Raw genomic sequence first — 387 nt, 5'->3', positions numbered from 1 at the left:
CTGGTGGCTTCACCGTCGATGAAGATCTCACCGTCAGTCGGCTTCTCCAACTGCAGCAGCATCTTCGCGACCGTGGATTTTCCCGATCCCGACTCTCCCACGAGCGCCAGCGTCTTGCCGCGAGGAATCGAGAACGACACCTCGTCGACGGCGCGGAAGCGTTCGTGCTTGAGACCGCCCGTGCGGATCGAGTAGTCCTTGACGAGATCGCGCACCTCGACCACGGGAGCCGCCGGGCCGGCCGGCTCGTCGCTCGCGTGCACGGTGGTGCCGATGCGCTTCGAGGCAAGGCTCGGAGCCGCGGCGACGAGGCGCTGGGTGTACGGATGCTGCGGGTTGGTGAGGATCTCGGCGCTGGGTCCCGCTTCGACGATCTCACCCTGATTC

Annotated in this window: 1 protein-coding gene; it reads right to left on the bottom strand. The window is 66.1% G+C overall.

Annotation, left to right across the window (positions count from 1 at the left end; genetic code table 11):
- A partial coding sequence (locus tag J1M86_RS24095) for an ATP-binding cassette domain-containing protein (protein ID WP_206511655.1) occupies positions 1-387 on the bottom strand: 387 nt, incomplete at both ends.

The sequence above is a fragment of the Rhodococcus sp. KRD197 genome (genome assembly GCF_017168235.1).
In the GTDB taxonomy this organism is placed as follows: Bacteria; Actinomycetota; Actinomycetes; order Mycobacteriales; family Mycobacteriaceae; genus Rhodococcoides.
Note: the sequence above shows the minus strand (reverse complement) of the source record. Positions and strands in the feature narration are given on the sequence as shown.